This window comes from Mesorhizobium sp. WSM3866 (assembly GCF_002294795.1).
Taxonomy (GTDB): domain Bacteria; phylum Pseudomonadota; class Alphaproteobacteria; order Rhizobiales; family Rhizobiaceae; genus Mesorhizobium.
On record NZ_NSGC01000001.1, the window covers coordinates 381,299 to 407,036 of the forward strand.

Annotated in this window: 23 protein-coding genes; 11 read left to right on the forward strand and 12 right to left on the reverse strand. The window is 63.0% G+C overall.

What is annotated here, in order from left to right; translation table 11 throughout:
* Positions 1-26: 26 nt before the first annotated feature.
* Complete coding sequence (locus tag CK222_RS01845; protein WP_067324214.1) at positions 27-956, reverse strand: TIR domain-containing protein; 930 nt, start codon at positions 954-956, stop codon at positions 27-29.
* A gap of 483 nt (positions 957-1,439) precedes the next feature.
* On the opposite strand from CK222_RS01845, the gene CK222_RS01850 reads away from it, so the two are divergent.
* Positions 1,440-2,723, forward strand: a complete 1,284-nt coding sequence (locus CK222_RS01850) for an O-antigen ligase (RefSeq protein WP_095777019.1) — start codon at positions 1,440-1,442, stop codon at positions 2,721-2,723.
* Positions 2,724-2,859: 136 nt separating this feature from the next.
* Here CK222_RS01850 and CK222_RS01855 read toward each other — a convergent pair whose 3' ends face one another.
* The 3 genes from CK222_RS01855 to CK222_RS01865 all read right to left on the reverse strand — a co-directional run bounded on the left by CK222_RS01855 (position 2,860) and on the right by CK222_RS01865 (position 6,100).
* Complete coding sequence (locus tag CK222_RS01855; RefSeq protein WP_095799199.1) at positions 2,860-3,954, reverse strand: acyltransferase; 1,095 nt, start codon at positions 3,952-3,954, stop codon at positions 2,860-2,862.
* Between the two features lie 106 nt (positions 3,955-4,060).
* The gene (locus tag CK222_RS01860; protein ID WP_095799200.1) at positions 4,061-5,335 is read right to left on the reverse strand and encodes a polysaccharide biosynthesis/export family protein; all 1,275 of its coding nucleotides are present in this window, start codon (positions 5,333-5,335) and stop codon (positions 4,061-4,063) included.
* Positions 5,336-5,422: 87 nt separating this feature from the next.
* The gene (locus CK222_RS01865; protein WP_095799201.1) at positions 5,423-6,100 is read right to left on the reverse strand and encodes a sugar transferase; all 678 of its coding nucleotides are present in this window, start codon (positions 6,098-6,100) and stop codon (positions 5,423-5,425) included.
* 606 nt (positions 6,101-6,706) lie between these two features.
* Here CK222_RS01865 and CK222_RS01870 point away from each other — a divergent pair.
* The gene (locus CK222_RS01870) at positions 6,707-6,973 is read left to right on the forward strand and encodes an exopolysaccharide production repressor exox (RefSeq protein ID WP_095799202.1); all 267 of its coding nucleotides are present in this window, start codon (positions 6,707-6,709) and stop codon (positions 6,971-6,973) included.
* Here CK222_RS01870 and CK222_RS01875 read toward each other — a convergent pair.
* The 6 genes from CK222_RS01875 to CK222_RS01900 all read right to left on the reverse strand — a co-directional run bounded on the left by CK222_RS01875 (position 6,944) and on the right by CK222_RS01900 (position 12,753).
* A complete protein-coding gene (locus CK222_RS01875; protein ID WP_095799203.1) occupies positions 6,944-8,842 on the reverse strand; it encodes an ABC transporter ATP-binding protein in 1,899 nt (632 codons plus the stop codon). The two genes, CK222_RS01870 and CK222_RS01875, sit on opposite strands and share 30 nt — an antisense overlap.
* An 8-nt stretch (positions 8,843-8,850) precedes the next feature.
* Entirely contained in the window at positions 8,851-9,831 is a 981-nt protein-coding gene (locus tag CK222_RS01880) for a serine kinase (protein ID WP_245432942.1), read from the reverse strand.
* Positions 9,828-11,747 carry a lasso peptide isopeptide bond-forming cyclase gene (locus tag CK222_RS01885; RefSeq protein ID WP_095799204.1) on the reverse strand — a complete coding sequence of 640 codons (1,920 nt, stop codon included), beginning with the start codon at positions 11,745-11,747 and terminating at the stop codon, positions 9,828-9,830. The genes CK222_RS01880 and CK222_RS01885 overlap by 4 nt, the downstream gene beginning before the upstream one ends.
* 3 nt (positions 11,748-11,750) lie before the next feature.
* On the reverse strand, positions 11,751-12,167 hold the full coding sequence (locus CK222_RS01890) for a lasso peptide biosynthesis B2 protein (RefSeq protein WP_095799205.1): 417 nt from the start codon (positions 12,165-12,167) through the stop codon (positions 11,751-11,753).
* On the reverse strand, positions 12,151-12,450 hold the full coding sequence (locus CK222_RS01895; RefSeq protein WP_095799206.1) for a PqqD family protein: 300 nt from the start codon (positions 12,448-12,450) through the stop codon (positions 12,151-12,153). Before CK222_RS01895 ends, CK222_RS01890 begins: the two co-directional genes overlap by 17 nt.
* A gap of 150 nt (positions 12,451-12,600) precedes the next feature.
* Positions 12,601-12,753, reverse strand: a complete 153-nt coding sequence (locus CK222_RS01900; RefSeq protein ID WP_082953851.1) for a lasso peptide — start codon at positions 12,751-12,753, stop codon at positions 12,601-12,603.
* A 500-nt stretch (positions 12,754-13,253) separates the two neighbouring features.
* Here CK222_RS01900 and CK222_RS01905 point away from each other — a divergent pair, with 500 nt between their 5' ends.
* From CK222_RS01905 to CK222_RS01940, 8 genes are all read left to right on the forward strand, one after another.
* The gene (locus tag CK222_RS01905; protein WP_095799207.1) at positions 13,254-14,411 is read left to right on the forward strand and encodes a nucleotidyltransferase family protein; all 1,158 of its coding nucleotides are present in this window, start codon (positions 13,254-13,256) and stop codon (positions 14,409-14,411) included.
* A gap of 56 nt (positions 14,412-14,467) precedes the next feature.
* Positions 14,468-15,484 carry a glycosyltransferase family 2 protein gene (locus CK222_RS01910; protein WP_095799208.1) on the forward strand — a complete coding sequence of 339 codons (1,017 nt, stop codon included), beginning with the start codon at positions 14,468-14,470 and terminating at the stop codon, positions 15,482-15,484.
* Positions 15,485-15,610: 126 nt separating this feature from the next.
* On the forward strand, positions 15,611-16,003 hold the full coding sequence (locus CK222_RS01915) for a hypothetical protein (RefSeq protein ID WP_095799465.1): 393 nt from the start codon (positions 15,611-15,613) through the stop codon (positions 16,001-16,003).
* Between the two features lie 131 nt (positions 16,004-16,134).
* Complete coding sequence (locus tag CK222_RS01920; protein ID WP_095799209.1) at positions 16,135-17,007, forward strand: glycoside hydrolase family 16 protein; 873 nt, start codon at positions 16,135-16,137, stop codon at positions 17,005-17,007.
* Positions 17,008-17,141: 134 nt separating this feature from the next.
* A complete protein-coding gene (locus CK222_RS01925; protein WP_095799210.1) occupies positions 17,142-18,473 on the forward strand; it encodes a UDP-glucose/GDP-mannose dehydrogenase family protein in 1,332 nt (443 codons plus the stop codon).
* Between the two features lie 107 nt (positions 18,474-18,580).
* Positions 18,581-20,026 (forward strand): GMC family oxidoreductase, encoded by a 1,446-nt coding sequence (locus CK222_RS01930; RefSeq protein ID WP_095799211.1) that lies wholly within the window; start codon positions 18,581-18,583, stop codon positions 20,024-20,026.
* An 11-nt stretch (positions 20,027-20,037) separates the two neighbouring features.
* Positions 20,038-20,481 carry a hypothetical protein gene (locus CK222_RS01935; RefSeq protein WP_067324726.1) on the forward strand — a complete coding sequence of 148 codons (444 nt, stop codon included), beginning with the start codon at positions 20,038-20,040 and terminating at the stop codon, positions 20,479-20,481.
* 71 nt (positions 20,482-20,552) lie between these two features.
* On the forward strand, positions 20,553-21,632 hold the full coding sequence (locus CK222_RS01940; RefSeq protein ID WP_095799212.1) for a glycosyltransferase: 1,080 nt from the start codon (positions 20,553-20,555) through the stop codon (positions 21,630-21,632).
* A 121-nt stretch (positions 21,633-21,753) separates the two neighbouring features.
* On the opposite strand, the gene CK222_RS01945 is transcribed toward CK222_RS01940, so the two are convergent.
* Positions 21,754-22,776 carry a phosphoribosyltransferase gene (locus CK222_RS01945; RefSeq protein ID WP_095799213.1) on the reverse strand — a complete coding sequence of 341 codons (1,023 nt, stop codon included), beginning with the start codon at positions 22,774-22,776 and terminating at the stop codon, positions 21,754-21,756.
* A gap of 81 nt (positions 22,777-22,857) precedes the next feature.
* Positions 22,858-24,354 carry a lipopolysaccharide biosynthesis protein gene (locus tag CK222_RS01950; protein WP_095799466.1) on the reverse strand — a complete coding sequence of 499 codons (1,497 nt, stop codon included), beginning with the start codon at positions 24,352-24,354 and terminating at the stop codon, positions 22,858-22,860.
* Positions 24,355-24,548: 194 nt separating this feature from the next.
* Here CK222_RS01950 and CK222_RS01955 point away from each other — a divergent pair, with 194 nt between their 5' ends.
* Entirely contained in the window at positions 24,549-25,721 is a 1,173-nt protein-coding gene (locus tag CK222_RS01955; protein WP_095799214.1) for a glycosyl transferase family 1, read from the forward strand.
* Positions 25,722-25,738 lie beyond the last annotated feature (17 nt).

Here is a 25,738-nt window from a genome sequence, read left to right on the forward strand (position 1 = left end):
CTTCGCCGCGACTGCCAGCACTGTCGTCAGACATTCTTGATCGACTTCCAGTGACTTAGCCGTTCTGCGATCAACTCCACGCGCCGCTGATTGTCGTTCCCGTCCAGGATGGTTAAGTCCTGCGGATCGGCACGCAGATAGACGCCGGACGTTCGCGCATTCACCTCCGGATTCGTGTCCGAACGTGTCGTGAAATATCCGGACGCGCGCTCGGCGGATTCCAGCCGGATTTCGCCTGTCCCGTGCAGCTGCGGCGCGTTGGCGTCCAACGGCCGTTCCCCGTTCCAGTAGTAGAAGATGCCCGAAGACTCTCCTTTCTCCTTCGACGCCTCGCTCCAGTATCTGGCCGACAGGCTGCCATTCTCTTGCCATGAGCGGCCGTTCAGCTCCAGTGCGCCGTTGCGGTCCCGCGAGATCCTCAGCAGACTGACCGCGGAAGGCTCCCTTGCTGTGCGCTCTGACAGGGAGAACTGCCACCAAAACCCCTCTATGCGGGCGACTCGCCCCTCATTTTCGATGGCATTTCGCAGTTTTTGATTGATCGCTCTGGTCTCCGCGGCGGTCGCTGCCTCGCCGTAGCGTACCGACGTCAGGCCGAGCAGATCGCTGGGAAGCTTGGCACCATTCGCATGCAGGATGAAGGTCCGGCGCATGCCGAGAACCCCGCCGAACAGGCCGGCCTCGAAAACCACATTGTCTCGCGGAGAAGCCTGGGCGGGAACAGTGGTGGTCGATTCCGGCTGGCTCGCGCTCGTCCAGTCGTCCTGGGCGAACACGAAAGCGGCGAAGTCGACCTCGCGCGTCAGCTCGAGGAGACGCCCCAGTGTTGTCGTCCCGGGATTGAAGGATGTCGTCCAAGGTTCGACATTGGCAATATCTTCAAGGCCACGCTGCAGCGCCTGCAACAGCTTCTTCTGTTTTCCTGACGAGCCCAGGAAGATTCGCGGTTTGGCCATTCGTCTCTCTCCGGCGCAATAGACTCCTCACAGCGTAGGCGGTTGTCCTATCTCATTGCAACGACCGCATTACCATGGCACGCCTCCAGCTACACCTCCGCGCGGTGCTGGAAGAACTGCAGGAAGAGCTCGCGCTCGGTGGTGATGCTCGGGGACCTGTTCTCGCATGAGCCATAATCGAAATCGATTTTCGGGAAGGATCATCCGCCAACGAGCAACAGGCCGCCCCATTCCGGCCTTTTCGCTGTGCAATATGCCTGTGATAACGCCTCTTTGCCCGTGGCAACATTTCCGGTTGAGCCACCGGCGATAGGGCGATAGATTATGCTGCAGTGCACAATGAACCCGGTAGGGCCGAACGTGGGCTCGTGCCGGCTATCAGACACTGAACCGCGCTAACTGTTGTTTACGCAATTCCCGACGAAAGACAGTCACACACTTTTCCTGGAATTGCTCCAAGGCTGAACGGACGAAAAATCCGGCATGAAGATTCCAAAATCCATTCTGCTCGATCCGGAGGCAAACAAGGCCTATGGCGCCTTTGCCGTCGCGGTTTCCGTTCTTGCCTTTGCCTATTCCAGCAATTTCGGTCAGGTCCTGATCCTCGCCTATTACGCGGTCTGGCTGCCGCTGTTCTTCGTCGACTACCGGCGTTTCACCTGGAAGCTCTCAAACGCTTGGCTGCCGATACTCTTCGCGACCTATGTCTGCCTGTCGGTCTTCTGGTCGCAGGCCGCCGGCATCAGCGCGCGTGCGGCGGTGCAATATTCCTCGCATATCGTCTGTGCCTATATCGCGGCCCGCACCATCAGCGTGCGGACGCTGGTCCTGGGATCGCTGATCGGGATATTCGTCGTCCTGCTCTACTCGCTGAAAGTCAACGCTTACGCGCTGGACATAATGGACGGCACTTTCAATTTCGTCGGCGCCTTCGCCTCCAAGAACCAGGTCGGGTTCTTCTCGTCGTTCGGCATCTTTTTGTCTTTCGTCTTCCTGATGTTTTACCGGCGCAACTGGCTGAGCTTCTTCTGGACCGCGCCGATCATCCTGATGTCGGCATACATGCTGGCAATCTCCCACTCGGCGACATCCGTCGCCTCGCTGCCGGCGGTGCTCGGCATCGTCATCTTGCTCACCATGAGCAGGGTCCTGTCGCGGCGCTACCGCCGCGTGCTGTTCGTGGTCGGCGGCGGCGCGTTGGTAGCCGGCGTGGTGGCCGCGCTGAACCTCGGCCTGCTGGACGTCGTGCTCGGCATCTTCGGCAAGGATTCGACGCTGACCGGCCGCACCTATCTCTGGCAGCAGGGTTGGGAGGCGGCGCAGCTGCACCCGCTGCTCGGCTACGGCTATGCCGCCTACTGGGTGCAAGGGTTCGCCGATCCGGAACGGTTGTGGGCCGAGTTCTACATCACGACCCGCACCGGCTTCCATTTCCACAACACCTATATCGAGACCCTGGTCGAGATCGGCTTCGTCGGCGTCACCATGCTGGCGCTGATCATCCTGCGCGCCTTCTACGGCCATATCTCGAAGGTGGTGTTCGGGGTCTGGAGCGCCGATTCGGTGGTGCTCGCCGGCGCCGTCGGGCTGATGCTGATCCGCTCCTTCTTCGAGGTCGAGATCCTCGGCCCTTACTTCATGGCCTCCTTCATCGTCTATTATGGCCTGTTCAAGCTGAACCCGCTGCCGGTTGCCCGGCGACGGCGGGTTGCCATTCCTGTCCAGGATGAAAAGCCGGCCAACGGCCACATGCCGGCGCCGGTCTGATCGCGGTTTTCGCCTCGGTCGCGTCGAGGAGTTAAAGCATGTCCCACGAAAGCGAGAACCGATTTCGGGTCAAAGACATGCGTAAGACCAAAAACCTAAAAGAGCGCGGAGCAAATCTGAAAGATTGCGACGCGCTTTAGGCCACGGCTCGCGAGCGCTGCATTTGCCGCTGCAGGAAGCGGCGCACCGGCTCGTCATAGATGCGGGTGGCAATGTCGGCGATGACGATAACCGCAGCGGCCATGACGATGCCGAACCAGGGATGATGCGCGAACGGGTCGACCGACGCCGCCTTGCCGGCCCCGGCGATGATCATCAGCAGCGGCGTGTGGATGATGTAGATCGGGTAGGAGACCCGCCCCAGCCAGCCATAGAAGCTAGCCAGTCGCGGCGCGGTCGGCGCCACCGCGCCGGTCACCACCATGAGCGGGAAAACGACGGCGATAGAGGCGAGGTCGTAAGCGACACGCCCGGCAGCACCCGCAGGCGCGATGGCGAAGACGATCAGCGTAAGCAGGATCGCGGCCTCGACCCACCAGCCGCGCCGCAGAAAGCCGAGGCCATCCTGGTAGCGCGCCATCGACCGGCAGAGCAGCACGCCGAGGAAGAAGGAGAACCAGACGCGCGGCAGCCCGCTGATGATGGTCTTGCCGGTCATGCCGAAATCGAGCGTGCCGGCAAGTGCCGAGGCGACGATCAGCAGCACCAGGCTGACAGCCACCAGCACCGTCAGCACACGTTTCGACAGCAGGAAGAAGACGGCGGCATAGGCGATGTTGACGATCAGCTCGAAGAACAGCGACCACGAAGCGGGATTGAGCGGAAAGATCGTATGGTAGGCATCGCCGACCAGCGGAATGAAGAGCATGCCTGTTGTGAGCTGCGTGCCGATCTCCGACAACGGCATGTATTCCGTCGCAATCAGCCTGTTCTTGATCAGCAGATAGAAGCAGCCGAGCAACGTGCCGACGAGGTAGAGCGGGTAGAGGCGTATCAGGCGGATGGCCAGGAAGGTGCCGAAGCCCATGCCGTTCTCGATCTTGCGGTCGTAAGCGTGGGCGATGACGAAGCCGCTGAGCAGGAAGAACAGGTCTACCGCAAGATAGCTCGACGGCAGCACTTTGCCGTCGGCCAGAAAGGGCGAGAAGTGATAGAGCATCACGCTGATCGCCGCCACGCCGCGGATGGCGTCGAGGTTCAGGTAGACGTGACGCGGAGCGGCAGGCTGCATTCTATGCCTTCAAGCGGTCCAAACAGATTGCTCGCCCGCACCTTGGCGCGAACGAGCCTGACTTGTTCCTCCCGCGGACCGCGCTGAGCGAGGCCCGGGCGCCCGGCTACTGGCTGGCCATGGGTGGGCCGCCGGCACTCGGCGCCAGCTTCACCTTGATGACGTCGCCCGGCAGCACCGGCGTGTCTTCCTTGGCGTCGATCTCGCTGGTCTTGCCGTCGGCAACACGCACCAGCGAATACAGCAGGGCCGGTTCCTGGCCGCCTGTTATGGCAGCCGCCATTGCGGGATCCGAGGCCGCGGCGATCAGGCCCTTCTGCATGGCAGTCCTCAGCGTCGCCTCGTTCAGGTCGGCCTCGGCCTGCTGCCGGCTCGCGGCCAGGTTGGAATTGAGCGTGTTGCGGGCATCGATGGCGTCCTGATCAGCTTTGCTGATCGATTGCTTGGCGGTGAGGATGGCCGTCTCATAATCCAAGATCTTGCCCTGCAGGTCCGCCACCGACTGTTTCGAATCGAGCAGTCGCGCATTGGCGACAAGGCCCTTCTGGGCCAGCGGACCGATGCTGGTGAGCTGCTGCTGCGCCAGATCCACTTGCTGCTGCTGGTTGGCGATTTTCTTCTGCAGCGATTCGATCTCGCCTTCGAGCACGCCTTTCAGGTCATCAAGCGCGTCCAGCTTCAGCTTCAGCGCCTTCTGGTCGGCCGTGAGGATCTGCATTTCGTCGGCAACGATGGCCTGCGTTCTCGGGTCGTCCGCAGCCTCCTTCGGAATCTCGAAGCTCGTCTTGCCGGCAAGGTCTGCGTCGATGCGGGCACGCTTTATGATCAACCGCAGCCGCTGGTCGTCATAGATATCGAAACTGCCCTTGGCGGTGACCAGGTCCTTGCCGAGCTGAGGGCCGTAATCGGCGTTGCGCCGGATGCCGCCGGCGATGCTCACCGCCTTCAGTACCGTAAGGTCCGGCACGTAGGGGAACTGGCCAGGGTTCTGCACTTCGCCCGAAATGTAGAATGGCCGGAACTGCGCCATCTCGACCGAGGCTTCAGGCTTGTCGGGCAGTGCCAGCTTGCGCTGCAGCGCGAGACCGATCGCGGCAGCGATCTCCGAGGTCGTCTTGCCGGCCGCCTGCATCTCGCCGACGAACGGTACCGAGAGCGTGCCGGCGGGGCCGACCGAATAGTCGCCGTTGATGGATGACCAGTCGCGGAACGTGCCGTCGACCGTCTGCCACTCGGCAATGCGGATGTTGAGCTTGTCCTGCGGGCCGAGACGATAGTCTCCAGCCACCGCCAAAGTGGGAATCGCAAGAGACAGGGCAAGCGCCACGGCCGCAAACCGGCTGGGCGCCTTGGAAGGGAGTCCGAGGGGGTGGTTTTTCAATGAACGTTCCGATCCGCGTTAGCCCCATCCGCCCGATGAGATTACTGCCGGACGCCTGTCCCGAGATTGGCGGGACAGGCCTGGCGGTCAATAGCTGCCGCGCGCCATCCACACGGCAGGCACGGTTTTGACGATGATGCGAATGTCCTCGACCATCGACCAGTTCTCGACATAGTGGCGATCGAAGGCGACGCGCGTGTCGTAGGACACGTCGTTGCGCCCGCTCACCTGCCACAGCCCGGTGAGGCCCGGGCGCGACTTCAGATAATAGACTGCGGCGCTGCCGTAGATCTCGAGCTCGTCGCGTACGACAGGGCGGGGCCCGACCAGGCTCATGTCGCCCTGCAGGATGTTGATGATTTGCGGCAGCTCGTCGAGGCTGAGCTTCCGCAGCACCGCGCCGACACGCGTCACGCGCGGATCGTCCTTCAGCTTGCGCGTCGCCGCCCATTCGGCGGCGGCATCCGGATTGGCGGCTAGGTGCGCGGCGAGCACCTTCTCGCCATCCTGCACCATGGTGCGGAATTTGAGGCAGGCAAAAATCCTTCCGCCGCGACCGATCCGCTTGTGGCCGTAGAAAATCGGGCCGCGGTCGGAAAGCTTGACCAGCAGGGCGACCATCAGGAAAAGCGGGCTGAGCAGGACCAGACCCGCCAGGGAACCGACGATATCGAAACTGCGTTTGAGCAGACCGCCGATGGGGGGTGGAAAATCAATGCCGGCCTGCGTAAAACCCGCATTAGCCGGCTTGGCGACGTCCCTCATGCAAAAGCTCCATACGTTGAACGGATGGTTTACGGCACGATACCAAAAAAATGCTGCAGCGCAACACACAATTTCCCATTCGCGTGAAATGTTCGCGTCATGAATTGACCAAATAATAAACCTGCCGTGCCCAAATTTTGGCCTTTGTGGCATGTTTATGACAACGTGAGAGGTTTTTTGGGAAATGTAGTACAGCTTTCGGGCTGATTTTGGGCGATGCATTCTTTGCTGCAGACGAACGGCGGTTGCAGGTCGTAGGAATCACTCGCTCAGGTAAGTTCTTCGCATTAAATACTGGTTAATGTTTCGGGTTCTACTGTCGAGGATTTCGCTATAGTGAATAGGTGGCGATGCAGGGGTGTGCGCCGCAGCATGGCAGAGTCGATGCCGCGAAACCCTTGGCCTCATGTGCATTTGGCCTTGCCGCAAAGGTCTCGCCTTAATAGAGTGGCAAACTGTTGCTGTCATAGTCTGGATGGGTCGGAAAGGCCGGAAGCAACCGGCCTGATTGGGCAGCCAGAAATAGCTCTCTGGCGGAACGGGGAGTTACGCGGGTGGGTAGACCACAGCTTTTGCTTGCGCGTGCCGGTTGACGGGCCGACGAGCATGTCTTTGCCAAAGTTCATCGTCGGGATGATATTCACGCTCGCTGTTGTAGTCGGCTGGTCCCGGCTCGACGGCGAATCGCTTGGCACCATCATCATGCGCGCCGTGATTTGCGCTGTCGTCATTCAGGTGGGGTACTTCGTTCTGGTGTTCGCCATGATCGCAAGGAGCGGGCCGATACCCGCCGACAAGGCGCGGCAGGCCGACCGCGGCATCAAGGTGCCCGATGGCGAAAAGCTAACCGCCCGGCGCGGCAGCCTCCGCTGATCTTTCAGCCGGCGCCGGGGGCGGCGTATTGTCGGCCAATGTTGCGGTTTCCCGTTCGGCCCGTTCGCCGGAGAGCATCCTGGCCAGCCGGCTGCCCGACTTTGCTTTCAGCCGCTGATATTGCCCGACCTCGACGATGCGGCCGCCCTCGATGGCCACGACCCAGTCGGCAAAGGCGATCATCGACGGCCGATGCGCGATGGTGAGGATAGTCATCTTGCCGCGCAGTTCCTCGATCGATTGAGCGATCAGCGACTGATTCTGCCAGTCGAGCGCGCTCGTCGCCTCGTCGAGGATGAGCAGCGAGGGTTCGCGCAGCAGCGCCCGTGCCAGCGCGATGCGCTGACGTTCGCCGCCGGAAAGCCTGACGCCGCGATCGCCCACCACCGTTTCGAGCCTCCCGTCGAGCCGCTCGACGAAGTCGGCCGCATGAGCCTTGCGCAGCGCAGCCCAAAGCTCCTCGTCGCCGGCCTGCGGCGCCGCCAGGCGCAGATTGGCGCCAATGGTGTCGTGCAACAGAAACACGTCCTGCGGCACATAGGCCACCTGGCCGCGCCAGGCCCTGCGGTTTTGCGCGGTGATCTCGACACCGTCCGCCAGGATCTTGCCCTGGCTCGGCTCGAGCAGCCCAAGCAGCATGTCGGCGATCGTGCTCTTGCCCGAACCGGACGGGCCGATCAGCGCCGTCACCTCGCCGGCGGGAAGGCCGAAGCTAATGCCGCTCACCACCGGCCTTCCATCGCCGTCGCCATAGGCGAACGAGACGTCGCGGATATCGAGGCCCCTGTCGAGCGACAGCCTTGCGTTCGGCGCGGCATCGCCGGGCTCCATCTCGCGCTCGGCATCGAAGCGCGCCTGCAGGGCCTGCATGGCGGTGTAGGCCGGCAGGTTGATCAGCATCTGCTGCGCCTGCACCTGCATGTCCATGAAGCGGGGCGCGACCCGCATGAAGACCAGGAGCAGCACGACGATTTCCGCAAGGGAGAGATGGAAGCGGACCAGCGCGATGTAGATGAACAGGCTGAGCCCGATCACGCTCGCGACCTGGAACAGCGCGGTGCCGATGGTGCTGTTGCGGACATAGGCGACATTGTCCGCCTTCATCTTGTCCAGCGTCGCGCGGAGCTGCGCGAAGTAGCTCGTCTCGACATTCAGGCTCTTGGCCACCTTGATGCCGCCGAGGAACTCCGACACCGTGCGGTATTGGTCCTGGCGGCTGCCGGTCAGCACGCGACCGTAGGCGGTGGCGCGCGCGCGAAAGGGCTGCAGCGCGATGAACAAGAGCACGCCGATCAGGATCGCGAAGCACGTCATCACCGGCGAGATGAACACCGACACCACGAGATAGCCGGCAAACAGCAGCGCCGTCTGGGCAAGCATCAGCAGCGAGAAGGCTGCGGCCTGAACGCGGTCGATGTCGCCGGTCAGCGCGTGGTCGAGATCGGAGCTGCGCATGCGGGTGAAGACACCCCAGCGCGCCTTGCCGATGCTCTCGAACAGGTTCATGCGCACCCGGTTGACGAAGTCGTAGAGCAGCCGCGCCATGTAGAGCGACTTGAAGCGGTTGAACATAGCCTGCAGCGCCACCAGAGCGACGAGCAGGCAGAGCACCGTCGCCAGCGAGAGCTTCCCGCCCGGCACCAGCCAGCGCAAGGCGCCCGGTACGCGCACGGCGAAATCCTGGTCGGCACTGCCGATCAGATGCAAGAGCGGGATCAAAAGCAGGATCGAAAGGCCCTCGGTCAGACTCCCGAGGACCAGGAAGGCAAGCGCCGTCAGCGTGCGCTGTCCGCCGATATGCGCCATGACACCACCGAAGCCGGCCACGTCCCGCAAAAGTGTCAGGCGAAGTTTCGAGGACCAGCCCATGCCGCTGCTCACCTTGCCCGGGCCAGATCGCGCTCGATCAGGGCGACGGCATCATCGATCCGCTCCAGGCCTGCCGGCACTTCGAGCCGGCTGACGCCGATCCGGCCGGCAAGCTGCGCGCAGTGCTGGAGATGGGTGGACGCGAAATCGCCGACCAGCGCCTGCCGGCCGAACCGCGTGACATAGGAGAACTTGATGATCGCCGGCAGCGCGGCGGCGCCCTTTAGCGGCGTGATCGCCGCCTGCCCGTCGCGCTCCAGCACATAGATCCGGGCCGCCGGCACGGCTTCGCCGGAGAACCCTTCCTGCAAGCGATGCTGCGCCTTCTCGATCTGCGGATGCACCTGCGGCCGCACCTCCGCTCGGCCGATCCTGATGGCGTTCGCGGCATCCGCTGCAAGCTTGAGCTGCGGAAAGCCGGGCAGGATCATCGGCCGTGAGGGGGCGGACAGGTCCAGCGCCACGACATCGTCGGTAAGCAGAAGGTGACCGGCGCGGATCATCGCGCCCGCCGTGGTCGACTTGCCGGCACCCTTGTCGCCCATGAAGATCACGCTTTGCCCGCCAACGGCGATCGCGCTGGCGTGCAGGACGAGCAGACCGCGCTGATGCAGCGTGAGCGCCAGCACCGGACCGAGAAGCGGAAAGGCAAGCAGCGGATCATCGACGCCCGGCGCCGGATCGACATCGATCCGGGAGGCATCGCTGATCAGGAAAGTGCCAACGGCTTGCCAGGACAGGTATTGGCGTGTCGGCTCGAAGCGAAAGGCCGCGGCGTTCGCCAATGCAGCCTCCGGAAAATCGATCGGCCCAACAGCGATCTCGATGTCCGGGGTTGCCGGCGCGGTCGGTTCCAGTTCCGGCAAAGCCACCTCCGACCCGATCGTCAGGCCGTACGCCTTGTAAAACCGACGAACACGCCCGTTTCGAGGGGCCGCTTCGATGGTGGAGCCGGGCCTCGCGGCAAGAGAAGCGGCTGGAGAGTTCATGCAGGGCTTCCATGCTGTTGGACCTGCCGCAGCCATAGCGACAGTGAGGCCGAACGCCAGATATGCTGGACGTCGGGCAGCGTCGCCTGCTCGGGCCGCTGCAGCATGCGCGCATAGACCGCGTTCACCTCGGGCAGATTGACATAGGGGGCGATCAAGTCGTTGTCCGACACCAGCAGCCGGTCCAGGAGATCGCGATGGTTGACGATCATGCCTTTGACCAGGCTGGCGGTGAAATCGATCTTGTCGCGCCGCCACTGCACCGCCGGCGGCAGCACGCCTTCCATAGCCCGGCGCAGCACATGGCGGCCGAAGCCGTTGCGCAGCTTTTCCTCGCCCGGCAGTGCCAGGCAGAATTCGACCAGCGGCTTGTCCCAGAACGGATAGCGCGGCTCGATGCCGAAATTGGCGGCGGCCTTGTCGAGAACCTCGAAAGCATGGGGCACCAGCCCGGTGGACAAAAGCCAGCGATGGGTGAGCGCTTCGCTGGTGCTGACATTGGCGGGCATAAAGGCCGCGCGATGGAAACGTTCGGCGAGATCGGTACGCCTGGCAAGCCCCGGATTGACCAGTCCTGCCCAGGCCACGCGCGGTGCATGGGAGGGTCTGCGCCGCAGTTTTCCGAGAAGGCGCCTGGCCTTCGCCCTCATCCTGGCAATCCGCCAGGCCGGCCCGTAGGCGGCGAGGAACTTGAAGTACAGAGGCAGCATCCCGTCGCCATAGGTGTTGGCGGCACTGTGCAGCTCGCGCCACAGCTCCAGCCACCTGCCGCGATGGGCGAGCTCATGCAGATACCCATGACCTTGCGACACGACCTCGTCACCGCCGTGGCCGTCGAGAAGCACTGTGACGCCCTTGGCGCTCGCGGTGCGATAGACGCTGCGGGTCAAAGACAGACCGGGCGCCAGGAAGGTCCCTTCCTGTTCCTCCAGAATGCGATCAAACTCGGCGAAGGGCGCATAGTCGCCGACCGCGATCAGCGTGCCGTCGAGCCCATATTGCTCCAGCACTGCATCGATGAAGGGCCGCTCGTCCATCGAAGACCCCCTCTCGAACACCAGCGAGAAAGTTTTAAGCTTCGGCTTCTGCGTCGCCGCAGCTTGAAGTCCGGCCATGCAGGCGATCGAGGACGAATCGAGCCCACCGCTCAGCATGGCACCGACGGACGGAGTGCCCCGCATCCGGTTTTCAACCGATCGCGCGAAAAGATGCAGGAACTCGTCCGCCGCATCCGAACGCTGCGGCCTTTGTGACGGCTCAATCTCCCAGTAGCGGCTCAGCACGACCTGATTGTTGGTCACCGTCATGCTGTGCCGAGCGGGCAAGCGAAATATCTCCGCATAGAGCGTAGATTGCGGATCGTCCGGCAGGCCGGCGAGAAAGCCGGAAATCTGATGCTCGCTGAGAGCCCTGCCGACACCATCCAGCGCCAGAAGTGGGCCGATCTCCGAGGCGAAGGCAAAGCGCCTGTCGGCGCAGTGGTAGTAGAAAGGTTTGACGCCGAAATGGTCGCGCGCGCAAAACAGCGCCCGGCGCTCGGCGTCCCAGACCGCGAAGGCGAAATCGCCTTGCAGGTAGGTCGGACAGGCCTCGCCCCATTTGAGATAGGCCTGCATCAGCAGCATGGCGTCGGCGGCCGATCGGTCGCGCACACCGAGCCGCGCCAGAAGCTCCTCGCGGTTGTCCAGCCGGCAATCGGCCGTAATGGCGAGCTTGCCGCCGGCCATTGTCAGCGGCCCAGGGCCCTGCTCGCCGGTCGTGTTGAGCCAGGCATGGCCTAGTGCTGCGTGTCTGTCCGTCCACCATGAGCTGCCGTCGCGCGCCCGGTGGCGCATGCGCGCCAGCATCTGCTGGATGTCGGCCGCCGCCGCTGGGCTGCCATCCTGTCTGAGCAGAATTCCGGCGACGCCGCTCATCGCCTAGTGTCCGTGATCGACAAGATGGGCAAAGCCGTTGATGGAGCCGCCAAGCACGATGTGGTCGCCGCTGATCAGCCAGGCATGCGCCTTGAGATCGGCGCCGGGGTCGCGCGCGATGCCGATGCTGATCGTGGAGGCCTTGCCCTGGCGGGCAAGCAGATACTGTCCGGCGAGCGCCTGGGTAAGGCAGCTGGCGCCCGGCACGTATCGCGCAGCAGCGGCAACGCCCCATGCGACGCGCCGCAGATCGGCGATGGCAGCGTCATTCCTCGCTTCCAGTTGAGTCACCAGAGCGCGCATGCGATTATAGGACGAAAGCGTAAGCCCCAGCCGCACGAGGCTGACCACTGCCAGGCAGCGCGCCAGAAACAGCGCCTCCGGCCCGCTAAGCGAGAGGACCCTAGGCCAGTTCCTCATGGTGGAACCTCGCAAGCCCGGCTTCGATCAGTCCCTTGAGCAAGCCCTCGACATCGGCCTTGCAGCGTTCTGTATCGACATCATAGCGGGTGAGCACCGCGCTTGTTATGTCGGGGATCGGTCGTGGCTCCTGGATCAGCTCCCAAATGTAGGCGCCGACGCCGTTCAGGCTGTAGTAGATGTTGGATTTGAGATGGAGCAGCGCCAGTCCGTTGCCGAATTCACAAGCCACGGCATCGCCGCTCGCGACCACGCGGTCATGGTTCGATGGGTTCCAGTGCATCCTAAAACCTCATTGTTGAACGCTTGCGTGGCCTCGACCGGGATCGGTTGCCTGCGATCCTCAGGGAGCCCAGGACAGGGCCCCCGGTTCACCGTTTGAAGAAAGAGAACGCCCGGAGCCCCAACTGCGACAACTCCGGGCGCTGCAAGCTCAGGAGAAGGTGAGCTCACCGACCGGTGTGTGCGCGGGAAATGCCGCGTCAAGCGCCGTGGTCCCGGAGGCACCCTGCGTGATCGTTTCGATCGAACCGTGAACCGTCAGGCTTGGGGTCTCGTACTCTTGCTTTTCAACATTCTGTTCCATTCTATTCTCCAATTAAGACTGGAAGCGGCGTCGGAATGCCGCCAGCATATTGCTATGCTGCATCGCAATTGCTGCACGGCAACATTTATGAGTCAAGCCTGATTTACCAGGCAGTAATCAATTCTTGGTTGCGCATGCCTGCGTCGGTGATGACACCGTCGGCTTTTGCATCTCGGGCGAACACCACTCGAACGTTCAACATCGCCTTTTTGCCGTCTAAGTAAGCATATGATTTGATTGAGGTAAGTTCGTGAGCTTACGTGGCTATGTGGGAATTGCCAAGAAAACACTTCAGATAATAGCAGATTGCCGGCTCACTTCGCCGCCGCGGGATTTGTCTTCAAAAGTGATCGGGATGAGCGAATATGAACGCTCAGGTTGCAGGCGCGAGGCGGCTTGGGAAGGCGCTGGATGGCGCTCCCGATTTTTTGGCGATGCTTTTCTTCGCAGTTGCGGTATAAACGCCGCGCGGGCGGTTTTGCGGAGAGACGACAACGGGCATGGCCGTGCAGGACGCTTCTTACGACAGGCTGCGCGCGGCCGGCAGTGCCGACGAAGTCGCCTATGTGCACGCCTGTCTGCGGCTGTTCTTCAATCCAACAGCGCGAGCAGTCGACCATGGCGGTATGCCGGCTCCGGCAATCTGCGTGGCCGACGTTACCGACATTGCGAGGTTGAACAAGGTCGCGGTCTTTTTGCTCAAGGCTCTCTCGCATGGGGCCACCGGCGCGACGCCTCCCGAATTGCTCGCATGGCTCGATGGTTATCGCCGGCGTACCATGTCGATGAATGCCGCCTCCATCGGCGATTCGATCGCCATCCATCAGGTGTTGCAGGACAGGCAGATCGACTTCGTCTTCCTGAAGGGACCGCTCCAGCAGCAATTGCTCTACGGCGACCATTTCATGAAGCCGTCCGGCGACGTCGATATTCTGGTTTGCCCGTCCGGCTTCGCTGCCGCCCGCGAAGCCCTTCGCTCGGCCGGCTACGAGGTCGCCGGCAAGTCCCGGTCGGTCTGGTGGGTGCGTTTCCTCGGCGAGCAGCACATGGTCCGCGACGATGGCGTGCGGGCCGCAACGGTCGATCTCCATTATCGGCTGCAGCAGCCGGGCTCGCCGAGCCCACGCAACATCGACGGCTTCCTGCGCCGCAAGCGCGAGGTCAAGGTTGCGGGCGCCTCCATGCCCCTGATATCGGCGTCCGACACGTTGCTCTTGTCCTGCATCAGCGTCGCCAAAGCCTTCTTCAACCGCGAGCCCTGCGCCGGCTATGTCTGCGACGTCAGAGCCGCGGCCGGCCGGCTGAACGAAGCCGAGCAGCAGAAACTGCTCGACCATGCCGCTGAGCAGGGCCTCGCCGACACGCTGCTGCTTGCTTTGCGCGCGGCCGATGTTCTGCTTGGCGGTACCGGCACGCTGCTTTCCGACCGCGCCACCCGGATGCTGGCGCGCATCGACAATGCCGACCTCTTCCATATGGTGATCGCGCCCTGGCTGTCCTCGTTGCGCTGGCCGCAGCGGCGGACGGTGCTGTGGGAGCTCTGCGGTCGCGAGCCGGTGCGCTATCTGGCGGAGGCCGGCTGGGCGGCTTCCGCCGATCTCAGCCGGCGGATCTTCGAGCGGCCGGCCGCGGCCGCGCCGGTGCGGGGCAACGCATGAAGATTCGGTTTTGCATTCATAGGTGGGCGGTCACTCATGCTATCGAAAGGTGAATCATGGCCGTGACGACCCCAAGGGTCTGCGTCATCATTGCCGCCCGCAACGCGGCGCGGACCATACCGGTCGCCATCGCTTCGGCTCTGCGCGAGCCGGAGGTGGCGGAAGTCGTCGTGGCCGACGACGCCTCCACCGACGACACACAGAACGTGGCGCGCGCCGCCGATGATGGCAGCGGCCGGCTCAAGGTGATGCGTCTCGACGTCAACCATGGTCCGTCATTTGCGCGCAACGCCGCGATCAAGGCTTCCGTTTCGCCTTTCATCAGCATCCTCGACGCCGACGATTTCTTCCTCGAAGGCCGTTTCCGCCGGCTGTTTGCCAGCCCCGACTGGGATTTCGCGGCGGACAACATCATGCTGATCAGGGACGATGCCGCGACCGACCCCACCAAGGTCGCGGCTCCCTCCTTCGCGCCAGAACCGCAATTTCTCGACTTCGAGCGCTTCATCGAAGGCAACATTTCCCGTCGCCGCGTGCTGCGCGGCGAACTGGGCTTCCTCAAGCCGGTGATCAGCCGGGCGTTCCTCGAACGTCACGGGCTGAGCTACGACGAAAACCTGCGGCTCGGTGAGGACTACGAGCTCTATGCGCGCGCGGTCGCCCGCGGCGCGCGTTTCAAGATCATCAAGTCCTGCGGCTATGGTGCGATCGTTCGCGCCGATTCGCTGAGCGGCCGCCACAGGACGCAGGATCTGAAGCGGCTTGCCGATGCCGACCTGGCCTTGCTGGCGCTGGGCAACCTGCCGGAGGGCTCGAAGGCCGCGTTGCGGCGCCACGAGCGCCATGTGCGCGACAAATACCGGCTGCGCAATTTCCTTGACGTGAAGGCGGAGCGCGGCCTGGCATCGGCTGCCGCCTATGCCTTGGCCAGCCAGTCCAATCTGATCCCGATCGTTCGCGGCGTGGCGGCCGACAAGCTGGACGCCCTGCTCCGCCGCGCCGGCATTGCTGCGAGGCAGCAGGTGCCGCCGATGCGCTTCCTGATGCCGGCAACGAGTGCCGCAACAGAATGATCCGACAAAAGCGTCAGCGCTGGCGCCGTTCCCAAAAAAATCCGCTTTCCGAAACTACGAGGTTGCCTACTTGCCCCGAGAATGGCAAGCTATGTTGCGGTGCAGCAATTTCGAAAGGCCGATCGAATGGCTTCGATTTTTGGCTTCAGATCCAGGGATCCGGCGCGTGACCGGCAGACCGATCTCCAGCGGCTCGACCGTCTGGCGAAGCTGTTCGACCAGATCTCCGCCGAGATCGAAGCGGAAAAGACCGGGCTGGAGAACCGCTATCGGTCGACGGCGACCAACGCCGCTTTCCTGGTCGAGGCAATGGAGAACGGCTCCGCGTCGACAGACAAGTCGTCGGATGTCAACACGATGACCGGCGCGATCCTGAATTACGAGCGGCGCATCGCCGAACTCACGCGTCAGAAAGGTCTGATGAAGGAACTGCGTCATTCGCTCGACGCGATTGTCGAAGATGGTGTCGGGCAACCCGGTTCGCAGGCCGCACAGGCAAGGTCTGCGGGCAGAGGCTGACAGCGCTTCCAGGCGCGGTCATAGCTGCAAAACATTAGAGGAGTAAGAGGGGGGAGGATCAGAAGCGGCTCTCTGGAGGCGGGCCAGGAATGACTTTGGGTTGGGGCGGACAGCACAAAGGTAAGTTTGTCATGAACGCATATCCGAACGACACCTCCACCGCGGCTGCTTGCAGCATGCCGCGCGCGAATTCGAATAGGTCGAAGACGCTTAAGCTCTGGCTCGCCGGCGCGCTGGTTGCGGCCGCGGCCGCCATTGTGGCACCACCCCATTCGGTGCATGCCGAGGAGATGCAGAGCGCGCCGTCCTTCGTCGACAATTTTTCGAATTTCGACCGTTCGCGCTGGTTCGTCTCCGACGGCTGGAGCAACGGCAATCATCAGAACTGCACATGGTCGAAGGACCTTGTCCGGCTTTCGGACGGCGTGCTGTCGCTGAGCTTCGAAAAGCGCAAGCTGAAGGATCGCGAGTTCGCCTGCGCCGAGGTCCAGACCAAGCAGCGCTATGGCTACGGCGTCTATGAGGCGCGGATGAAGACCGATACCGGATCCGGCCTCAATGCCGCCTTTTTCACCTATATCGGACCGCAGGACAAAAAGCCCTGGGACGAGATCGACTTCGAGGTCCTCACCAAGGACCCGACCAAAGTCCAGGTGAACAGCTACATCCAAGGCAAGCCGAAGAACGGCAAGCTGGTCGACGTCGAAGGCGGCGCCGATAAGGGCTTCAACGACTATGGGTTCGTCTGGGAGAAGGACCGGCTGCGCTGGTATGTCAACGGCAAGCTGGTCAACGAGGTGACCAACCCGGACGAATTGCCGACCAATCCGCAAAAAATATTCTTCAGCTTGTGGGGCAGCGACAAGCTGACCAACTGGATGGGCGCCTTTGCCGATCCCGGCCGCAAGGTGACCATGCAGGTCAAGCGCATCGCTTTCACAGCGCTCGGCCAGCCGTGCCAGTTCCCGGAGTCGCTGGCATGCACCATAACCAACAGCAACTAGGCATGTCCCCCAAAGTAGGAACTGGTTTTGGGATGCGGATCATGCCGAATATCTAGGCCTCATACAGGGCCTGGGGGACATCTTAACTGGCCGGGCCGTCTTTGCGGCCCGGCCTTAAATAGGAATAGAACCAAATGAATTTGACAGTGTTTGGAATTGGCTATGTCGGTCTCGTCCAGGCCGCGGTGCTTGCGGAAGTCGGGCACGAGGTGGTGTGCGTCGACATCGACGAAGCGAAGGTGGACCGGCTCAACCAGGGCTTCATCCCGATTTTCGAGCCCGGACTGGAAGCTCTCGTCAAGGAGAACCACGCCGCCGGCCGCATCCGCTTCACCACCGACGCGGCCGCGGCGGTCAAGCATGGCCAGATCCAGATGATCGCGGTCGGCACGCCCCCTGGCGAGGATGGCTCGGCCGACCTGAAATACGTGCTTGCCGTCGCCGAGGCCATCGGCCGCGAGATGGACGCGCCCAAGATTGTCGTCGGCAAGTCCACCGTGCCGGTCGGCACCTGCGAGAAGATCAAGGAAAGGGTCGCCCAGACGCTGAAGGCGCGCGGCCGCGAGGACCTGACCTTCGACGTTGCTTCGAATCCGGAATTCCTCAAGGAAGGCTCGGCGGTCGCCGACTGCATGAAGCCGGACCGCATCATCGTCGGGACGTCGAGCGAGGACACCGAGGCGGTGATGCGCGAGCTTTACGCGCCGTTCAACCGCAACCACGAGAAGATGATTGTGATGGATGTCCGCAGCGCCGAGTTCACAAAGTATGCGGCCAACTGCATGCTGGCGACCAAGATCAGCTTCATGAACGAGATGGCGAACCTCGCCGAGCAATTGGGCGCCGACATAGAGGAGGTGCGCAAGGGCATCGGCAGCGATCCGCGCATCGGCTACCATTTCATCTATCCCGGCCTGGGCTATGGCGGCTCCTGCTTCCCCAAGGATGTACGCGCGCTGATCAAGACCGCCGAGGGCGTCAAGTTCGACGCCAAGCTGCTGCGCGCCGTCGAAGAGCGCAACAACGCGCAGAAATCGGTGCTGTTCGACAAGGTCAACCGCTATTTCCAGGGCGCCCTCAAGGGCAAGACATTTGCGCTGTGGGGCCTGGCCTTCAAGCCGAACACCGACGACATGCGCGAGGCTCCGTCGCGCACGCTGATGGAGGCGCTTTGGGCCGCCGGCGCCAAGGTGCAGGCTTACGATCCGGAGGCCATGCAGGAGTGCCAGGCCATCTACGGCCAGCGCGAGGACCTTCTCTTGTGCGGCACCAAGGAAGCGGCCCTGCGCGGCGCCGACGCGCTTCTCATCTGTACCGAATGGAAGAGCTTCAGGGCTCCCTCCTTCGACGCGCTCAAGGACGCGCTGACGACACCGGTCATCTTCGACGGCCGCAACCTCTACGACCCGAAGGTCATCGCCCGCTACGGCATCGAATACCACTCGATCGGCAGGATGGCGGCATGACAGTGTCCGCCGCCAGCTTCCCGCCGCATGGCTCCGGCGAACGACAGTGGGACCGACAATGATGGAGGGTCGATAATGATCGTGCGCGTTTCGGGAGATTCGATCTGATGGTGATGGACGTTCAGCCCGAACAAATCGCCAACGAGCATTTCGACCTCGTCGTCATCGGTTCCGGGTTCGGTTCAGCCTTTTTCCTGCATGAGTTCCTGAAGCGGCGCAAAGCCCGGGTCTTGGTGCTGGAATGGGGCCGCCACAACACGCATGAATGGCAGCTTGACCAGAACGCCAACACCGACATAGACGACGAGAGCACTTATAAGACCGACAATGCCGACAAGCCGTGGAACTACACGATCGGCCTCGGCGGTGGCACCAACTGCTGGTTCGCGCAGACGCCGCGTTTCCATCCCAACGACTTCAGGCTGAAGAGCACATACGGCGTCGGCAACGACTGGCCGATCAGCTATGACGAGCTGGAGCCGTTCTACTGCGACGCCGAGGAGGTCATGTCGATCTCCGGCGACCCCGACATGGCCCGGATGCTGCCGCGTTCGCGGCCGTTTCCGCAGCCGCCGCACCGCATGTCGACGCCGGACCGGATGATGAAGGCGGCGCAGCCGGAGCAGCATTTCGTCATGCCGACCGCCCGCGCCCGCGTCGCGACGGCGCAGCGCAACTCATGCTGCGCCAACCTCAGATGCTGGCTGTGTCCGGCCGACGCCAAGTTCACCGCCAACAATGGTTTGATGCACGTCTTCCAGCACGCGGACGTGTCGGTTTGCTTGGGCGCCGAAGTGCGGCGGCTCGACCATTCAGCCGGCTCGGTGCGTTCGGTTGCCTTCCTGCGCGACGGCAAGGAATATTCGGTCAGCGGCGAACTCGTCATCCTTGGCGCCAACGCCATCCAGAGCCCTGCAATCATGTTGCGCTCGGGGCTCGGCGGCGAATTCGTCGGGCTCGGCCTGCACGAATCCTATGGCTGGAACTACGAGGTCTATCTCGACGGCGTCGACAATTTCGACGGCAGCACCATCACCACCGGCTTGAATTTCGGCCTCTATGACGGCCCGCATCGCGCCGAGCACGCGGCGGCGCTGGTCTATTTCGAGAACCGCTGGCAGCACGGCATGCGAGCCGAGAAGGGGCGGCTGCGGCAGGCGCTGCCGCTGGTCATTGTCACCGAAAACCTGCTCGACCCGGAAAACCGGGTGATCCTCGACAAGAACGAGAACGCCTTCGTCAGCTTCAAGGGAGCCTCCGACTATGCAACCAAGGGCATGGCCAAGGCGCTCGAGAGGCTGCCGGCGCTGCTCAACCCTCTTCCGGTCGAGCAGATATTCGATCGCGGCATAAGGCCGACCGAATCGCATGTGCAGGGCACCTTGCGGATGGGCACCGGCCCCGCCGACTCGGTGGTCGACCGCGACATGATCCACCACCAGCTCCGGAACCTCGTCGTCGTCGGTACCAGCACCTATCCGAGCTGTTCCTGCGCCAACCCAAGCCTGACCGCCGCGGCGCTTTCGCTGCGGGCGGCGAGCCGGCTGGCATGAAGGAGGGGTCGATGAAGATCACGCGACGCACCGCATTGGCCGTTGTTGCCGGCGGCATTGCTTCGACCGGCATCGCCGCTGCGGCCGTATCGTCCTTCTCGGATGAGGATCTGGTCCGCCTCACGCTCGAGAAATACTTCGGCCCGCTCAACATGCGCATCGAGCACCTGCAGCAATTCGTGCTCGAATTCCGCAACCGCAATCCGTGGATATTCCCGAGCGAAAAGCTGGCGGACGCGGTGACGCTTTTGGAGACCGTGAGGCTCGACAGGGCGCGCGAATTGCTGCCCAGGCGCAAGCAGCAGGATGTCGGGAATTTCGAGCGCTGGGTCATCGCCGAGTTCCACATGCTGACCGATTATGCCTGGCGCAGCTCGCCCCATGATCCGATCCGCTTCACCGGCTGGCATCCATGCACCAATCCGTTCGCCAATCTCGAGCAGCAGACTGCCTGACACTGCCCGCCGGCATATTTGCCGGCAAGCCAGGAAAACTGGCCAAGAAAAATGTGACAAGGAGCCGAACCATGAAAGTTCTCTTCGCAGGCGGAAACGGCTATCCGCCGCAATTCAGCGGCGGCGTCCAGTCGAGCACCCATCATCTGGCGGAACAATTGATCGAACACGGTCATGAGGCATCGGTGCTTGCGGCCTTGTTCGGGCAGGGGATGTTCGGATACAAGGCGCGCGCCAAGATGAAGCTCCTCGGTCAGCGCGCCGTCATCGACAATTTCCCCGGCTATCCGGTGGTGCGCGCCTGGTTCCCCTGGGAAGCGGCCGCCTTTGCCGTCAAGAAGCTGCAGCCGGACGTAGCGGTGGTGCAGTGTCACAAATCGGTTCCGCTCGGCAAGGCGCTGGAGGCCGAGGGCGTCCCGCTGGTGGTCTATCTCAGGAATGTTGAATTCCATGAACTCGGGGGCGATCTGCGCGAGCTGAACTCGGCGTCTTACATCGCCAATTCCGAGTTCACGGCGCGCACTTACAAGCGCGAGTTTGGCATCGATTCCACGGTAATCCCGCCGACGATCAATCCGGCCTCTTACAGCACGCCGACGACGGGCGAGTACGTCACCTTTATCAATCCCTACGAGGAAAAGGGTTTCGAGCTGGCGGTGCGGATCGCGGCCGCCTGCCCGGAGATCCCTTTCCTGTTCGTCGAGAGCTGGAAGCTGGATGACGATCACCGCGCCCGCATCGCGGAAACGATCGCGCCGTTCTCCAATATCAAGCTCGAAAACCGCACCGACGACATGAAGACTCTCTACGGCCGCACCAGGATCCTGCTGGCGCCGAGCAAATGGGAAGAGGCGTGGGGTCGCGTTGCCTCGGAGGCCCATTGCAGCGGTATTCCCGTCGTCGGCTCGCGGCGCGGCGGCCTGCCCGAAGCGATCGGCTCCGGCGGCGTCGTGTTGGACTATGACGCGCCGCTTGAGGACTGGGTCGCGGCGCTCAGGCGGCTGTGGAACGATCGCGAGGAGTATCAGCGGGTCTCGGAAGCCGCGCTCACGTTCTCGCAACGCCCGGAGCTCGATCCCGAGCGCCAATTCGCCACCTTCTTCGCCTTGCTGGACAGGGCTGCCCGGCAGCGCGCCCGGCGCGCTGCTTAATGCATTTCGCCCAGAAGTATGCAGCGGTTCTGGGCGCGACAGGCATCGAAACAGCGACTGAAAAGCGCGTCGACTGAATTCGATTCGGCGCGAGGCACCTTAGTTCCGCGTAAGGCTTTGCTTACGCTGGCCTTTTGACCCGGCTCTTCAGCATTTCATAGGCGCGTTCGCCGAGCAGGGCGCGCGCGGCGGTCTTGATGACCTTCTTGCGCCCTTCGGGCGAATTGATCTGCCTGAGCCGTGCCGGCAGGTTGCGGGCCGCCTGCTCCAGCGCCGGCAGGGAAAACGCGTCGGGAAAGCTCACGATGTTGGTTTCGACGCACAGCACGGGCTTGCCCGATAGCTTGGCGATCTTGATCGCCTGCTCGTGCTCGCTCTCGATGAACAGGATGGCGTCCGACTTGCGATAGAACTCGGCCTTGAAGCTGCCATGCGCGCCAAGCCGCTGCCGCTCGGCCTTGCTCGGCAGGTCGAGCATGACGAGATGGTCATATTTGATCTCGTGCTTGGCCAGCCAGGCTTCAGTCAGCTTGCGATACTTTTCCAGCCGGCTGGTCACCAGCCAGCCGATCTTGCGCGTCGGCCCGAGAAGCGGCCGCGCCTCGGTGAGGAATTTTTCGTAGGCCGGCCCGTCGTCATTCTCGTCCGCCGTCGGATCGAGGCAAAGCACGCCGTCTATGTCGACGCAGCATTGCTCGAGGAAGACGTGATGCATGAAGTTCCACTGGAACATTCTGGGATGCGGCACGACCTCGAAGACGATATCGGTTTCCTTGTGCTGCGAAAGCAGGCCGAACACGGCCGCGTAGACGAAATCGCCCGGGATGCCGGCAGCCGCGATTTTGCTGCGCGCATCGCGCATGGCGTTGCCGCCGCTGACGCTGTCGTCGATCACCAGGATCTTGCGCATTTCGGAATGCTGCCGATCGAGCGCCGCACGCCGCTTGGTGATCCCCGAGGTGTAGATCTTGCCGGCGAGAAAGCTGTCGAGATCGGTCATCGGGATATTCGCCGTCAGGCTGACCAGCGTCGCGGCGAGGATGCCGCTTCGCGGCACGCCGACCACCAGGTCGATGTCGCGCGGCAGCCGGTGCAGGTTCCGCGCGATCGCGTCGTTCATGTCTGAGATCGATCGGTAATTCATGCTGTTGCCTAACCCTCAAGAATCAGCAGTTTTGGGCTGTCCGGCCGCGGCCGGAATGCCTGGCGGTTTGCGCCGGCAAGGTCATTTCGCCTCGCTGGGCGCGGGCGAAAACCCGCGCGCCGGGATCAGCCGCAGGGCCTCCCGAAGCGCCTCGCGGCCGGCGCCGAAGGCGAGCGCGACGATGATGGTGACGACATAGGACAGCACCGCGCCGCCTACGAGAGCGATGATGGGCTGCGCCGGCAGCATCGGCTTGGCGACCCAGACCAGGGCCAGCGCCAGATGCGCGCCGAGCACGAAGGGGGCGGCTGCGTGCAGCACATGGCTCGCCCGCAGCGGCCCGGCCTTGCCGACATAGAGCCAGAGGAAAGGCGTCCGCAAATATTCGCTGACCGCATAGGCGACCGCGACGCCGAGCGCGCCATAAGGAAGGCCGATGGCGAAGGCCAGCACCGAGGTGACGGCGGTGATGATGCCCCAGCGCATGAAATCGCCCGAACGGCCCTGGCTGACGAACAGCCATCCGGCCGGATTGTTGAGCGGCTGCAGCAGGCCGGCGAAGCCCAGCGCGAGGAAAATGTTGGCGCTCTCCCGCCATTGCGGGCCGAGCACGAAAGGAATGAGCGTATCCGACATGGCGGTGGCGAAGGCCACGCCCGGCAACGCCACCAGGAGGATCAGCGGCATCACGCGCAGATAGGCGCTGCGATAACGGTCCGGCTCGTCCTTCAGCCGCGAAAGTGCCGGCACCATCACCTTCGACAGCGGGTTGGTGATCTGGCTGAGCGGGAAAAGCAGCAGCTTGTAGGCGCGGTCGTAGAGGCCGAGCTGCGCCTCGCCCCAATATTTGCCGATCAGCACATTGTCGAGATTGCGGGCGAAGAAATTGGCGAAGTTGAAGCCGGTGATGCCGGCGCCGAAATTGATCAGCTGGCTGATGCCTTCGACCTTGCGCGGCAGCCCCGGACGCCAGCGCGATGACACCCAGTAGCAAAGCGTCGGCAACACGGCGCCGGTCAGCGTACCGGCAAAAAGCGCCCAATAGGAGCGGTCGATGAAGGTCCAGGCGATCGAGACCACAAGGCCCGTAACGGCGCTGGCGACGTCGATGACGGCGAGCCGGCTGAATTCCATGCGGCGTGTCATGAGCGCCAGATGCTGGGCGCCGAGACCATAGGCCATGATCTGCAGGCCGAAGGCGGCAACCAGCCCCGTGACGCGCGGCTCGCCGTAGAAGGCGGCCACCAGGGGAGCCGCCGCAGCAAGCACGCAGGCCAGGATCGCGCTCACCGCCGTGTTGATCCAGAAGAGGTAGTTGACCTCCTCGTGCCGGATGCCGGTTTTCTGGATCGTCGCCTGGGTCAGGCCGAAATCCTGGAACAGCGCGATGAAGGCGAGCACCGGCGCGCACATCGCCACGACGCCGAAATCCTGCGGCGACAAAAGCCGCGACAGCACGATGACCGACACGATTTGGGTGGCGACCCGCACGCCCTGCGCCATCGCGGTGACGACGGCGCCGCGCCCGACCGATCTGCGCAGGGAGCCCTCGGGCGGATCGAATGCACTGGTTTCCAAATTCTGGATTCCTGATTTTGCGCCAGTCATCATCGCGACCGGCGCCCGCCGCCATGCACAAACTACCGCAAGAGGTTTTTGCAGCGCAACAAAAAATGTGCGCCGATTGCTACGCTGCACCAAAAATGTTGCGATGCAGCAAAAGCTATACTAGCATCCCCCTTGGGTAGCGGGCCCAAAAGCGGTCGAGTTTCATGCTGCATGTCTTGTACCTTGTGCATGACATATCCGACCCGGCGGTGCGCCGGAGGATAAAAATGCTCAGGGCAGGCGGCGCCGGGATAACCCTGGCGGGCTTCCGTCGCACCTCCAATCCGATCGCCGAGATCGAAGGCATCAAGCCCGTCGACCTCGGACCGACGCGCGATGGCCGATTCGCCCAGCGCATCGGCGCAGTTGCCAAGGCCGCCATGTCGATCGGCGCCAAATTCGCGGGCCTGGCGCGACCCGACCTGATCATCGCGCGCAATCTCGAGATGCTCGCGCTTGCCAGCCGCGCCAGGCGCGCTTTCGGTGCCAGCGTGCCGATCGTCTACGAGTGCCTCGACATCCATCGGCTGGTGTTGCGCAACGACCTGATCGGCAAGACGTTGCGCGGCGCCGAACGCCATCTGGCCCGCGACGTCAAGCTTCTGGTGACCAGCTCTCCCGCCTTCGTCGCCAATTATTTCAAGCCGTTCGGGCAAATCGCGGCGCCGGTCGAGCTGATCGAGAACAAATATTTCGACACCATGCCCGTGCCGGCGGATCATCGCCGCGAGGACGACAGCCCGGTAGCGCCGCCTTGGCGCATCGGCTGGTTCGGCGCGCTGCGCTGCCGGCGCTCGCTGGAGCTCCTGGCCGAGTTCACTCGCCGGCAAGACGGACGCTTTGAAGTGGTGCTCAGGGGGCGTCCCGCGCTCTCCGAATTCCCGGATTTTCATGCCTTTGTCGAAGCCGAGCCCTGGCTTTCCTTCCGCGGTCCCTACCGCAATCCGGAGGACATGGCGGCGATCTACCGCGAGGTGCATTTCTCCTGGGCGATCGATTTCTTCGAGCAGGGCCAGAATTCCGAATGGCTGCTTCCCAACCGGCTCTACGAAGGCTGCCGCTTCGGCGCCGTGCCGATCTCGATGGCGAGCACCGAAACCGGCCGGTTCCTGAAGCAGCAGGACATCGGTGTGCTTCTGTCCGAGGCCACGTCCGAAGGACTCGACACCGCGCTCGGCCGAATGGGTCAGGAACACTACGGCAAGCTGAAGTCGCGGGTGCTGGCACGCAATCCGCGGACCTGGAGCTACGACCGCAGCGATTGCCTGGCTTTCGTAGACAAGCTGCGCGGCCTGACCGCCGGTCGCGGGAGCTTTGCGACCGAGGCGCTGGCATAGGATGGCTAAGAATGGAC